The following is a 13,377-nucleotide window of genomic DNA, read 5'->3' as shown; positions in this document are numbered from 1 at the left end:
TTTAAACACTAATCTTTCGAACCACCAACACATCTTTCAGAAAAACAAGACATGCTTCGGTTGCCAAACTATTTTCATCTAAAATACAAGAGGCAAAAAGCCAACTGAAGCAGAAATTCTCAACGGGCGGGGACTATCCATAATTTACTGCAAATATACAAATAAAAAGAGAAATCGGCAAATCAAAACCCGCACCAATACTGGCATACAGACAGTTACGCCAAATCCAATAAAGAATCAAAAAGAATTCCACTTTCAGTTTCATTCTTTTTGATTCTTTGAAAAACCTCACGAACTACATCAATCTGATACAAAACAAAAAAGCCTGCTATCAATCTGACAGCAGGCCTTCCGGATTTTTCTCTCTCCGGCAAAGTTTCTCCGATAGTGTAAACACCCATAATTTCCCAAACTAATTTTTGTTTTATTTTATTTTTCTGCGTTAAGCTTTTTCACCGTAGTTCACTATGCTGTAAATCTTGCCTTGAAAAAACAAAAATATTTTCAAAAATTATAATTCAATAAATAAAGGTTCTTTACACTAGCTCAAAATCTCTTTAAAAGCGATATCGTGAGAGGCAACCACAAACAACTTTCTTGGAATAGTGGCAGTTTTTTGTTTTAAGTCCTCAAAATATTCGGCAAATTCATTATCCGGTTTTTTTAACCCGCAGAGTACCAGATCTGCATCTTGAGAATCTACGGACAAAGTTTTAAAAAAATCACCCTTTTCACTTACTAGTATTTTTCGTCTGAACTCTACACGAATGGAGGCAAGCAGGTTATCAATATTTTTACGGGCCTCTGCAGCAGCCTTTTCCGAAGAAACCACCATCTTAATGGTTACCGACACCTGTTGCCAATGCGGACTGTTCTGCATCATATATGCCAACACCATCATCAGACCACCATTACCCTGCAAGCCTCCCCACCACAAATCCACGTTGATTTTATTGCGACTTTGAAGAGGCTGATCATCCTTAAGAATAATCACGTTCTTGCGTGACTGATAGAAGTGGGTAATCATACCTGCATAACTTTCATGATGGGATACATCAGTGGTGTCTCCCAGCAATATGGTATTAGGCACCAATGGGCCAAGACCGTAAGCATTGCTCAGATACCGGGCTCCGGAGAACGGATCCCGAGCTCTGACAACACGAACAAGCGACCGAATATTTTTATCAAACAAATAGTCACGAATCTGTTTTTCATATTGATAAATCTTATCCTGTGCAACTTTCTCTTCAGGAAGGATGGTAGCCACAGTAAACAACCCTTTTTCCTGAGCCAGCCCGCTTGCAAAATCAATCAGGTGCCAGCGCTTCATGGGGGCTCCACTGAATACGAGGATATTGGGACGCCAGCTTTTTGCATCATCCATGGGCTTCACCTTTAGCAAAACAAAACGTGCTATTTGCAACAACATCCCATTGCGCACATCCCCCCAGGTGGTTTTCAACCGGCGACGACGAAGCCAGACCAACACCCCTACAATAAACACTATGGCCAAAACAGTAGCTACTGCATGTATTAAAAACATTACAGAAATACATCCGATGGCACCAATAACCGAGAACCCCCAATGGACTTTAAACTTTGGACGAAAAGAGGGACTCTTTAAAAAACGTTCAATTCCGGCCGTGACATTCAAAATTCCATAAGTAGCCAGAAAAAACATGGTCAGAACAGGAGCAATGGCATTCAGGTCTCCAAGAATAACACTAACAAGGGTAATGATAATGGTCACAATGGTACCGCCACGTGGTATTCCTTCCTCCCCATAACCACTTGCCAGGAAGGAGAATTTCCGTGGCACCACATTATCGCGTGTCAGAGCCTGAAGAACACGGGGTGCTCCGAGCAGACTGCCTACTGCGCTGGAAAGCGAAGCGCCCCAAACACCCAGGAGTATGGCTCCGCCCCATAAAGCAATCCTACGCATGATAAGCGGATCAGATACCAGGGTTGATGCATCGGCGCGTGAAGCAAGGATAATAGGCAGAGCCATATAAATCAAATATCCGGTACCCACAGCCAAAAACGTCCCCTTTGGAATAGAACGAGAAGCATTCTTTAAATCGCCCGACATATTCACCCCGGCCATTATACCTGTCACGGCAGGAAAGAATACCGCAAAAACCTGCCAAAAGCCGACCGACTTAGCTGCAGGAACTCCCCACATTTCAATACTTGAATTCTCAATGGCACCGCCAAACAGAAGAGACAAAAGCGACAAGGCAATAACAGAAAGGATGACATACTGAGCTTTTATGGTCGCTTTGGTGGAAAAAAGTGCCAATCCGCCAAGAGCCAGCGTAGAGACTATTCCAACAACTTTAATATTCAACGCCGGGAAAATAGCCACCAGGCTTTCTGCAAAACCCATAATATATAAAGCTACAGAAAGTGTTTGTGCCAAATAAAGCGGAATCCCCAGAGCTCCCCCAATTTCCACCCCCAGCGAACGGCTGATCATATAATAAGCTCCACCGGCTTTAACCTGAGTGTTGGTTGAGATGGATGCAATAGATAACGAAGTAAGAAAAGTAATAGCGGTGGAGAGGGTAACAATAAGTAAAGTGCCGATAAGCCCTACATTGCCAACCACCCATCCAAACCTCAGGTACATAATAACACCGAGAATAGTCAAGATTGAGGGCGTAAAGACACCTCCGAAGGTCCCAAGTTTTTTGTTATTCATTTTTCAAATCTAATATAACAACGACCCCGTATCATTATTGGTTGCGATGCGACCAACAAATAAAATACAGATAAAACCTTTTCAAAGATAAAAAAAGCCGTGACAACAGGTTGTCACGGCTCAACAAATTTCAAAATCCCGGATTAATCAGCATATGTATTTCGTACAAATTCAGCATTTTCCAAAAACTCCAGACTTTTTTCCACACTCACCAGCGGGTCAAAATCATACTTCTCAACCTCCACAATCAGATAATCAACTCCTGCTTTGTCAGCCAGGGCAAAAGAAGATTCGAAATCCATCTCCCCACTTGCTCCCAGTTCTTTTTCATCTTTCACATGGAGGTGCTTAAAGCGGCCGGGATATTTATTGAAATAATCCACCGCATTCTTCCCGCCTTCTTTTATCCAATATAAATCTAACTGAAAAAACACATTTTCTGGATTGGTATTCCGCAGCATAAAGTCATAAATAGTCTCTCCTTCGAGTTCCGCAAACTCTCCGTCATGATTGTGGTAACCAAAAACAATCCCCTTCTCACGACATTTTTTCCCAACTTCGTTAAAGTAATCACAATATTGCTTTAGTCCGGCAAGAGAGTTGTAGCCTTTCTCACCCATCCATGGCTGAACAATGTATTTTACCCCTGCAGCAACGTGCGCGTCGATACATTGATCCCACCAGGCCATGGTCGATTCCCAGTTGGAAGAATCGGGAACTGCCTGCCCTGTATGCGAACTCAGAAAAGTCATTCCGCTTTCTTCCACCAGTGACTGAAATTCGGCCGGTTCCATTCCGTAAAATTTACCATCGGCGTATCCGGCTGCCTCCACAAAAGTATAGCCCATTTCGCCTACACTCTTAACGGTCTCCACAGGAGCCTCTTTCATTGCATCACGCACAGAATAAAGCTGCAGCCCGATTTCTTTTTTTTCTTTGGTTGTACACATAGCAAATGTTGTTGCGATGAAAACCACCACCAACGGGATAATTGTTTTCTTCATGATTTTATAGTTTTAAGTGTGTGTTTTTACTTCCGATATTAAGAAAACATTGTTAAAAATAATAAAACCAATGAGATAAAAACATTCAAAATGAACATTTTCTTCCAAAAAAGTGTGCAAAAGTCCGGGAATGTTCTTTTATTTGTATCATAATTGAACCTCATGAAGGAATTTGATAGTCAAGGAGGTAAAAGAACCCCATGAGTATCTTACTTCTCATGAAATGAATAACAAATTAATTTTTTTTAAAATGAAAACAGGAAAAGTAAAATTCTTTAATGAAACCAAGGGTTTCGGATTCATTAAAGAAGATGAGTCAGAAAAAGAGTACTTTGTTCATGCTTCAGGTCTTATCGACAAAATCAAAGAAGATGACGACGTTACTTTCGAACTCGTAGAGGGTCGTAAGGGCCTCAATGCCGTTGATGTTAAATTGGTTTAGAATATATATATTTCAACACCAGATTACATTAAGCTTAAAAAAACGGGCGTTCCTTTAACCGGAATGCCCGTTTTCTTTATATAATAGCGCCTGCAAAAAAACGACAATTGCTGCGTTGAGCTTGCCTTAAAAACAGTCATTTACGAAAAGTAAACTCCTGTTTTTCAGTCATCGCCCGCCTTGCATTTGACGCTTTATTATCAGGAACAGGACTAAAAACAAACTTTGCTTTATTTATAGACGGACTCTATATAATTCATTGTCCCTCAACCTACTTCATCAGGTTCCGAGTTTCTGTAAACGACGATTCAGACGACGGAGCTTAAAGGTCTCGAAGTAGCGAATTACACGACGCAATACATCCAGATAAAGCGTTACATACAACACTCCAACACCCATCCAGACAACCAACATATTAAACCAGGGGGTTGAAATATTCAGATTACCCAGCTTTTTGGAGGGAGCATAGAAATGAGCCCGTCCCCAGTCACCTTCAGGCACCATATATCCCGGATGTTTTTTTCTTACCATTTTACCATCTGAGAAGACAAATTGCTCAACATTCTTCTTGTTCAATACAACATCCGACAACGCCTCGTTATGATAATCCTCCTTATAAGCAAGTACGGCTTCCGAACTTCCATATTCCTCAATTAAGTCCTCCATAATTGCATTTCGCTGACGACTGTACCGTTGATATTCCCGGTTAAAAAAGTCTCTTGCATCAACCAAAACTTTCTCTGCCCGATGCAAAATCTCTTCAGACCACGGTTCGTCTGCAGCAGGAACCGCTTCTGAAGGCAGCAGGTCAGGAAAAGACTCATGCAATTGCTGAATAGCTATGTAAACCTTCTGCTGATAGACCATCTGTTGTTCATCATCATTACGCCGTGCCGACCATTTAGCTGCCTCCAGACTTGTAAGCAACTCAGGTATCAAAGTCGTGGCATAGTAGGAATTATTGCTCATCTCCTGTTCGGCATCAAAAAACAGTGCATCAAAGTCGTTATTTTTAAACTGGTTTACCGCCAGTGCTTCATACGACCACCTCGACACCATCACATCCCCAATACGAGGGACAAATCGCTCATTGGCAATGGATTTATGCAGTTTGTCGAAATTGACAATCACACCACTGAAAAGGAGGTGGGGTACCAGGATCAGGGGTATCAGCACATAAATGGCAACCACCGAGTTTAGCCCGCTGCTGATGTTCAGTCCAAGCATATTGGCAAAACAAGCCGTGGAAAAAAGTATCAGCCAGTAACTCCAGGTAAGCCCCTGTATTTCAAGAATACTGTTACCGACCAACACAAACATCAGGGTTTGAAGAGCTGAAATCGCAAAAAGTATGAGAATCTTACTGTTTAAAAAACTGAAACGGCTCAGATTCAAAAATGACTCCCGCTGCAACAATTTCCGGTCTTTAATTATTTCTTCAGCACTAACATTCATACCAATGAAGAGGGATACCACCACCGCCATAAACAGGTAAGCAGGAATATTTACATTCCCCGCAAATACATATGCTGATGTATCACCTCCGGTTCCGACAAGATACTTGGTGAAAAAGGACAATATAAGTGCCAGCACCGGAACCTCCAGGAAATTAATGAGCATATACTGACGGTCCTTAAGTTTGGAGAGACCATCGCGGAGGGTATAAATCCAGAACTGCCGCCTTCGGTTAGGAATGTTATAGAGGTTGTCGGGCAATGGTTCCTTTCGGTCCATTTTTCGTTTGGACTTCCACTGAAACTTACTCTCAAAATTTTCTAGATAGTAACGGTACCACTCTTCCGGTTTTACCTTCCGTTTACGAATCAGCTTACCATAGGGGTTCACCATTCTTGCTTCCACAATGCGCAACACCTGCTCCGACTTCACATTGCCGCACACATAACACTCGCGTTCTTCCGGATTGACATAATTGGCCATCTTCTTAAAATAGACGATGGCATCCATCGGGTTGCCGTTAAAGATGATGTAACCGCCTTTGTCAATCATCAGCAATTTATCCAACATCTTATATAAATCAGATGATGGCTGATGAATATTGATGATCACCAGTTTTCCCTTCAGGACCTGCCGTTTAAGCAACGACATCACTTTCTCCGAGTCCATGGATGAAAGGCCGGAAGTAGGCTCATCCACAAATAGGACAGAAGGTTCACGAATAAGCTCCAGAGCAATATTCAATCGCTTCCGCTGACCGCCGCTGAGAATCTTGTTAAGCGGATTTCCAACCACCAGATCGCGGGCCTCCACAAGGTCAAAATCCTGGAGAGCATTGTCCACCCTCCTCAAAATCTCTTCTCTGCTTTGATCGCTAAAGCACAGTCTGGCATTAAAATAGAGGTTCTCAAAAACAGTCAGTTCCTCTTTCAATAAATCGTCCTGTGGCACATAACCAATCACCCCTTCCAGATGTTCCTTATCCGCATGAAGGTCGTAGCCATTCAGGGAAATCTTACCGTTGCTCAGTTTATAGTTTCCATTGAGCACATTGAGTAAAGTGGATTTTCCTGTTCCACTCCCCCCCATAATACCAACCAACTGGCCTGATCGTCCGGTAAAACTGAAACGATGGATCCCAATCTGGTTGTTGTTAAACTTATAAGAGACATCCACTGCCCTGTAGATAATACGGGCTTTGTCGATGCGGTGGATAAACTTTTCAGCCACCCTGCCGTAGTAAACCGGAGGCATCCGGGAGGTTTTAATCACGGCTCCAACGGCAAGAATATAGGTTCTGTTCTGCTCAACTTTATGGCCGTTGAGGTAGAGGTTTCGCGAACCGGAATACCGGAAAATAAACGTTTTGGTACTTCGCACGCGCAGCACCCAGACAATTACCTGCTGTTTAGGATTGTAGATGTTTTTAACCCGGGGATCGGGCGCATCCTTGTCTCCGCTGATATACAACAAAGAACCTTTATCTTCAACGGCTTCAGGGGATTCGAGAATAAAGGTTTTCAGGTTGTCATAATCCTGAGCATCAATTTTCAGATTTTCGGCCAACAGGTCAACAAAATAATGCTCCTCTTCACTGATGGTATCCTCTTTTTTGAGGAAATCCAGCAACTGGACAAACAAAATAATCTTTGGCTCCTGTTCCAGTTCCTGGTTGATCTGGTTGCAAATATTAAGAATCCGCGTTTGATTATCCGACGACTGCTTTTCAAGAAGTTCCTGATTACCACTATCTATATGTGCATGATATCTGGACAGAAATTCATCAAATTTCTCCAGATATTGCTGCACGTACTCGGTATTAAAATGCCTCCCCAGAAAATCCTCCACCAAAAACCGGGCTCTTCCGGTTTTACTCTCGGTTTTAATATCGGTAAGCAGCGCAAAAAGCTTCATCAATGACTCCAGCAGAGCTTCACTTATTGTTTGTTCCATTGCAGGCATACTTTATTCATGTGAAGATACAAAAAAATTTTCGCCAACCCAGAGATTCCCGAAAGACACAGGCGATATCAAAAAAAAGCCATTCCGTTTTTTCAGAATGGCCATTTTTTATTTTCGGAAGTAGAACAGACTATTCCACAAAATCATTTCTGACCATGGTCACTTCCTGAATAATCATATTCATTTGCTTTTCAGAAATGGCATTGTCTTCCACCATATTGTAGATTTCAGCCAGAGGTGTCAACTGCTCAATTACAGCAGCCACTGCAGGGTCTGACTCATATTTTTTCATGATCTCCAAAAGCTTATTCAATGAAGATTTCTGCTCCATTACTATTTTCACCATCTCCTTATTCTGATAGGTATCTTCAGAAATATTGGTTGTGATGTAAAGAGCCTCAACCCAGCTTCCTGCCAGCACCAGCATACTCACCGAACCACGCTGGTTAACATTCAGGAACTCATAGGTATCGTAAAAGGTATTGGTAATAATTTCTACCAATTCATCCTTATTGTCTTCATTCTGCTCAATCTTATCCAGAATGTCGGTGGGCAGTGCACCGGTAATATTTAAAACATCAATCAACTTCTTGGATGCTTCCATATAAGTTACAATCTGCTGCTTCTGGTTATAGGTACTGGCATAACTCAAATCGGCACCATACACTCCAAGATTCAGAGCCTGTTTTGTTTCCGTAAGATATTTGTCCACATTCTCGGCAGAGTTCGACAAAGTAAGAATGTAAGAAGCTCCGATTCTGTTGAGCATCTCAGTTACTTCAAAAGAAGTGGGAAGCGGATATACAAACTCCCGCACATCCTGCTCAATCTCCTCTTTATCAATTTTCTGAGTTCTAACAGATTTATTTTCTCCTTTATCATCCTTTTTCTGACCCGACTGACAGGCAGAAAACACCAGTGCTAAAGACAAAACAATGGCAATCAATGGTTGGCTAAGCAAATTTCTCATAGTTAATCGCTTTATTTTTGTTTTGTACAAATATACAACACATCGTTAGATTTTTGAATGCTTAAGATGAGATAATTATTAAGCTTTTTGCGTTTTGTTAAACAGAATCACTTTATCTGTTAAATCTATCCATTCACATCTTATTCAACCTGCTTCATCAAGAACTAAAACAAAACCATAAAATACAGCATGTCATTCACACACAACACTTGTTCTTTTCCGTCCTGTTCTGTATTTTTGTTAAAATTACTTAACGCACCTTTATCAAACTTTAATACGAATTGTTATGAAGAAAATCTACACTTTGATTGCATTTTTATTTTGTCTTGGATTACTATCCGCTCAGATTACAGAAGACTTTGAGGACATGAGCATCAATACTCAACTTAGCGGCATTGGGTGGAGCCCCGATCATATCACTGCAGAAATTGTTGCCAATCCATTTAGTGGAAGCCAGGGCAATGTGCTACAAGTAACAACAGCAAACTACAATGCTGCTCCTGTCCTGGAAATAACACTTGAAGCGGGAACCACATTGTCTGATTACAATTCATTACAATTTCAAGGCTATTTTGCCTCAGGCGACATTGGGTGGAAGACCATTTATGTGGAAGCTTACCCCTCCGTGCCAACCGGTCAATTTGCAAATGACGAAAATGTGAGACTGGGAGAGTGGGAAAGAGCAAAAGGGGAATCCTCAGGCTGGGAGGCAATTGATATTCCCATAAATCAGAACGACACTTATTCTGAAACATTATCAGGTACTATTTACATTGCGTTCGGGATTAGTGCCAACGGAACAATGTCAGATAATCCAGCAGCTGAAGATGCAGTCTGGTATGCAGATGACATAACTTTAAGTCCGGATGTATCCACTTTTACCAAAACAATAAAAGCAGACGCTGAAATTTCTACAGCTCCAGGAAATGTAACTATTGCATCAAAATCAGGCAGCAATATTGCCATTTACTCTCTTTCAGGTGCTAAAGTGTTCAACCAGGACAATGCAGGAGGAAATATCTCAGTAAATGTAGCCCCGGGCTTATACATAGTAGTTGTGGACAATACAACCACCAAGGTAGTGGTTCAATAACTCACCGAAGTACAACCTTACCCAAAACAAAGATGCACCCGCCCCCCGGCCGGGTGCTCTTTTTTTGTATATAATTTAGTGTTTGTCCATAAAGAACCATTTACTGTGTTACGCTTGCCCGAAAATACTCATTTACGATTAATTGGTCTGATGACACTCGCATGAATGCGGATTATTAGATGCTTATTTGAGACATGCCTTGCCGATTTCATTTTTTTTATTCTTCTCTGAAATTAATGTCCTTCACCATCAGCTGAAAGGGCTGATGATTATCGTAAAGACTTTCCTCAATAGTATAGCAGATATTGAATGGTTGAGATTGTTTTATTTTCTCCAGCAGATGGCCCTTACCAAACGCAATGCCTTTGATTATTTTGGGCGAAGTACTCTCTATCATTTCCAGTTTCAGATGCTCTTTTTCCTTTCCGACCACTTTGCTGGTGCCAAAATCATAAACATTTCGGGTTACAAACACAGGCTTCAGATTCCCGGGGCCATAGGGGCGAAACCGCTTCAGGTTTTGGAAAAATTCAACAGTGATGTCTCCCAATCCGATCTCCGCATCCACCTCTATCTGGGGCACCAACTGTTCCGGTCGAATGGTTTCTGAAACAATTTTCTCGAATTTTTCGATAAAAGCATTGATATTCTCAGGCCTGAGTGTTAATCCTGCTGCATAGGTATGTCCGCCAAAGTTTTCGAGTAAATCCTGACAGGCTTCAATGGCATGATAAAGATCGTAGCCATCCACCGAACGCGCTGAACCGGTAATCATCCCTTTCGACTCGGTCAGCACCACCGTGGGACGATAATAATTCTCGGTAAGCCTGGATGCAACAATGCCAATAACCCCCTTATGCCACTCAGGATGAAAGAGAACCGTGGTTTTCTTCTCCCTTTGGGCCACATTATCCTCCAGCAAAGCCAGTGCCTCACGGGTAATATTTCGATCCAGATCCTTACGGGTTTCATTGCACTCATTGATGGTGCAACTCATGCCGTAAGCTTTATTCTCATCTTCACTTACCAGAAGGGCTACGGCATCCTTGCCGGATTCAATGCGTCCGGCAGCATTGATTCTTGGACCGATCTTGAAAATAATGTCACTAATGGTCAGTTCCCTGCCTGCCATTCCTGACACTCTGATGATGCTTTTAAGACCAACTCCGGGATTTCTGTTCAGTTTCATGAGTCCCATATCTGCCAGAATCCGGTTTTCACCAATAATAGGCACCACATCAGAAGCGATACTGACCACAACAAGGTCGAGATACTGAAAAAGAGACTCATTATCAATATCTTGCTGCTGACAAAGGGCCTGAAGCATTTTAAAACCTACACCACAACCAGACAGGTTCTTTTCGGGATAAGAACAATCCGGTCGTTTGGGATCCAGACAGGCAGCAGCCTTAGGTAAAACATCACCCGGAGTGTGGTGATCGCAGATAATAAAATCCACCCCTTTTCCACAGGCATATTCAATCTTCTCCACCGCTTTAATGCCACAATCAAGAGCTATGATCAGTCCGGTATTCTCCTCCACTGCCATATCAATGGCTTTGTAAGAAATACCATATCCCTCCTCATACCTGTCGGGGATGTAGTAGCTGATTTCGGGAACAAATTGTCTCAGAAAAGAATAGACAAGCGCCACACTGGTGGTTCCGTCCACATCGTAGTCGCCATATACAAGAATTTTCTCTTTTGCAGAAATAGCTTTTTGGATACGATCCACCGCCTCCTGCATATCTTTCATCAGGAAAGGATCGTGGAGATCTGAAAGGCTGGGGTTGAAAAAAGTCCGTGCTTCCTCACTGTTTCTCACACCGCGTAAAGCAAGCAATCGCCCTAAAGCAGGTCCTATATCCTCAAAAGCAGATAGCTCTGCTTCAATTTCACTTTCGGGGTTCTCTTTTATGCTCCATCTTTTTTCCATTTCAGCACACTCACTTTTGAGACAGTAAATTTTCTCAAAAAATACATTTTTTCAAACTATTCCGGCTTTTATAATCCGAAAAATTATCAACAAACAACAGAGAATAAAAGCTAATCCATTACTACAATGCAACAAAACTTAAGCCAAAGACCTTTTGAAGATGACCTTTTAATTTTGTCTTCACTTCTGCCATATCCACCTCCCGGCCCAACTCTTTCTGAAGTGATGTTACCCCTTTATCCACAAACCCACAAGGATTTATATGGTTGAAATACTCAAGATTGGTGTTCACATTAAGGGCAAAACCATGCATGGATACATAACGGCTGGCCCGCACTCCGATGGCACATACTTTTCGAGCCCCGGGCGTATTGACATCCAGCCACACTCCGGTAGCCCCATCCAGCCGGGCAGCCTCAATTCCGTATTCCGCCACGGTAAGAATAATGGCCTCCTCAAGTCTGTGGATATATTCCTTGATTCCAAGGTCCATTTGCTCCAGGTCAAAAATCGGATAGCCCACAAGCTGACCGGGACCATGGTAAGTTATATCCCCTCCACGGTTAATTTTATAGAACCGGGCGTCAATTTTCTCCAAAAAATCGTCCTGAATCAGCAGGTTATTGGCCTGCCCGCTTTTTCCCAGGGTATAAACATGCGGATGCTCACAGAAAATCAAATGGTGTTCAATTGTTTTCCGGCTTTCAGGATTTTCCCGGTTAAAAAGCTTACTGTCAACAACCCTGGCAAACTGCTCTTCCTGGTAATCCCAGGCTTTCTTATAGTCAATCTTTCCAAGATCTTCAAATATGGTCAACGACTCCCCCATTATTTTAATGCATTAATATGTTTTTCGGCATGATAGGAAGAACGAACCAGCGGACCGCTTTCCACATATTTGAACCCTCTCTTCAGGCCTTCCTCTTCGTAAATTGCAAACTGTTCCGGTGTCACATACTCCACCACCTCCAGGTGTTTGGGCGAAGGCTGAAGATATTGCCCAATGGTCAGCACCTTCACTCCGGCAGCAATCAGATCATCCATGGTTTCCAGTACTTCTTCGGGTTTTTCTCCGAGCCCGACCATAATCCCCGATTTGGGCACCACCCCTGTAGATGCAATGTATTCCAGCACCTTCAGACTCAAATCGTATTTGGCTTTACTTCTGATCTGAGGTGTCAGCCGGCGTACGGTTTCCAGGTTGTGACTCACCACTTCCGGTTTGGCGTCAATAACCTGTTGAATAAGATGTTTGAGCCCGTTAAAATCAGGAATCAACACTTCCTGTGTGATGCCCGGATTCATCTCTTTAACCTTACGAATGGTTTCTGCCCAAACACCGGCACCACCATCCTCCAAATCATCACGATCAACAGAAGTAATAACGGCGTGCTTCAATTTCATTATCTGGATAGAGCGGGCAATGCGGAACGGCTCTTTAAAATCCACCGCATCGGGTTTTCCGGTTTTTACGTTGCAGAACTTACACGAACGGGTACAAATATCTCCCAGAATCATAAACGTGGCAGTGCCATTGCCCCAGCACTCTGCTGAATTGGGGCATTTTCCGCTGGTACAAATGGTATGCAATTTATGATCCCGGATGGTCTTATTCATCCAGTTATAGTCGCTTGTATTGGGTAATTGAATTTTCAGCCACGCAGGCTTCCTTTTTCGTTCAGATACTATATTCATACTTAATATATGTTATTGGTCTGATGAAACTCGTCCCGGACAATGAGGACAAATCCTTTATACTTAAACAAAAGTTTTAGATAAAATTCAGTATGTCAATATTATAAAAATTTTCT

10 protein-coding genes are annotated in these 13,377 nt (G+C 42.3%); 2 read left to right on the top strand and 8 right to left on the bottom strand.

The features are described 5' to 3' along the window. Positions 1 to 215 precede the first annotated feature (215 nt). The 3 genes from BY457_RS00215 to BY457_RS00205 form a co-directional block, all read right to left on the bottom strand. Positions 216 to 401: a hypothetical protein gene (locus BY457_RS00215; protein ID WP_106151333.1), complete on the bottom strand. Its 186-nt coding sequence runs from the start codon at positions 399 to 401 to the stop codon at positions 216 to 218. Positions 402 to 541: 140 nt separating this feature from the next. Then, entirely contained in the window at positions 542 to 2,704 is a 2,163-nt protein-coding gene (locus tag BY457_RS00210; RefSeq protein ID WP_106151332.1) for a Na-K-Cl cotransporter, read from the bottom strand. Positions 2,705 to 2,847: 143 nt separating this feature from the next. Next, positions 2,848 to 3,708 carry a sugar phosphate isomerase/epimerase family protein gene (locus BY457_RS00205; RefSeq protein WP_106151331.1) on the bottom strand — a complete coding sequence of 287 codons (861 nt, stop codon included), beginning with the start codon at positions 3,706 to 3,708 and terminating at the stop codon, positions 2,848 to 2,850. A 250-nt stretch (positions 3,709 to 3,958) separates the two neighbouring features. Here BY457_RS00205 and BY457_RS00200 point away from each other — a divergent pair, with 250 nt between their 5' ends. Beyond that, the gene (locus BY457_RS00200; protein WP_010663389.1) at positions 3,959 to 4,150 is read left to right on the top strand and encodes a cold-shock protein; all 192 of its coding nucleotides are present in this window, start codon (positions 3,959 to 3,961) and stop codon (positions 4,148 to 4,150) included. Positions 4,151 to 4,429: 279 nt separating this feature from the next. Here BY457_RS00200 and BY457_RS00195 read toward each other — a convergent pair whose 3' ends face one another. Continuing rightward, entirely contained in the window at positions 4,430 to 7,558 is a 3,129-nt protein-coding gene (locus BY457_RS00195; RefSeq protein WP_106151614.1) for an ATP-binding cassette domain-containing protein, read from the bottom strand. 139 nt (positions 7,559 to 7,697) lie between these two features. Continuing rightward, a complete protein-coding gene (locus BY457_RS00190) occupies positions 7,698 to 8,537 on the bottom strand; it encodes a hypothetical protein (RefSeq protein WP_106151330.1) in 840 nt (279 codons plus the stop codon). Positions 8,538 to 8,823: 286 nt separating this feature from the next. On the opposite strand from BY457_RS00190, the gene BY457_RS00185 reads away from it, so the two are divergent. Continuing rightward, positions 8,824 to 9,630, top strand: a complete 807-nt coding sequence (locus tag BY457_RS00185; RefSeq protein WP_106151329.1) for a T9SS type A sorting domain-containing protein — start codon at positions 8,824 to 8,826, stop codon at positions 9,628 to 9,630. A gap of 217 nt (positions 9,631 to 9,847) precedes the next feature. Here the strand turns inward: BY457_RS00185 and recJ are convergent, their stop codons facing one another. From recJ to lipA, 3 genes are all read right to left on the bottom strand, one after another. Then, the gene (recJ, locus tag BY457_RS00180; protein ID WP_106151328.1) at positions 9,848 to 11,566 is read right to left on the bottom strand and encodes a single-stranded-DNA-specific exonuclease RecJ; all 1,719 of its coding nucleotides are present in this window, start codon (positions 11,564 to 11,566) and stop codon (positions 9,848 to 9,850) included. A 121-nt stretch (positions 11,567 to 11,687) separates the two neighbouring features. After that, complete coding sequence (lipB, locus tag BY457_RS00175; RefSeq protein WP_106151327.1) at positions 11,688 to 12,395, bottom strand: lipoyl(octanoyl) transferase LipB; 708 nt, start codon at positions 12,393 to 12,395, stop codon at positions 11,688 to 11,690. Beyond that, positions 12,395 to 13,261, bottom strand: a complete 867-nt coding sequence (lipA, locus tag BY457_RS00170) for a lipoyl synthase (RefSeq protein ID WP_106151326.1) — start codon at positions 13,259 to 13,261, stop codon at positions 12,395 to 12,397. Before lipA ends, lipB begins: the two co-directional genes overlap by 1 nt. Positions 13,262 to 13,377 lie beyond the last annotated feature (116 nt).

It is taken from the genome of Marinilabilia salmonicolor, from assembly GCF_003003035.1.
GTDB classification, from domain to species: domain Bacteria; phylum Bacteroidota; class Bacteroidia; order Bacteroidales; family Marinilabiliaceae; genus Marinilabilia; species Marinilabilia salmonicolor_A.
The sequence above is the reverse complement of the archived record's forward strand: the minus strand, read 5'-3'. Positions and strand labels throughout refer to the sequence as shown.

Coding starts and splice junctions, on each gene's coding strand:
- BY457_RS00215 (WP_106151333.1), bottom strand. CDS start 401: ATGGGTGTTTACACTATCGGAGAAACTTTGCCGGAGAGAGAAAAATCC.
- BY457_RS00210 (WP_106151332.1), bottom strand. CDS start 2,704: ATGAATAACAAAAAACTTGGGACCTTCGGAGGTGTCTTTACGCCCTCA.
- BY457_RS00205 (WP_106151331.1), bottom strand. CDS start 3,708: ATGAAGAAAACAATTATCCCGTTGGTGGTGGTTTTCATCGCAACAACA.
- BY457_RS00200 (WP_010663389.1), top strand. CDS start 3,959: ATGAAAACAGGAAAAGTAAAATTCTTTAATGAAACCAAGGGTTTCGGA.
- BY457_RS00195 (WP_106151614.1), bottom strand. CDS start 7,558: ATGGAACAAACAATAAGTGAAGCTCTGCTGGAGTCATTGATGAAGCTT.
- BY457_RS00190 (WP_106151330.1), bottom strand. CDS start 8,537: ATGAGAAATTTGCTTAGCCAACCATTGATTGCCATTGTTTTGTCTTTA.
- BY457_RS00185 (WP_106151329.1), top strand. CDS start 8,824: ATGAAGAAAATCTACACTTTGATTGCATTTTTATTTTGTCTTGGATTA.
- recJ (WP_106151328.1), bottom strand. CDS start 11,566: ATGGAAAAAAGATGGAGCATAAAAGAGAACCCCGAAAGTGAAATTGAA.
- lipB (WP_106151327.1), bottom strand. CDS start 12,395: ATGGGGGAGTCGTTGACCATATTTGAAGATCTTGGAAAGATTGACTAT.
- lipA (WP_106151326.1), bottom strand. CDS start 13,261: ATGAATATAGTATCTGAACGAAAAAGGAAGCCTGCGTGGCTGAAAATT.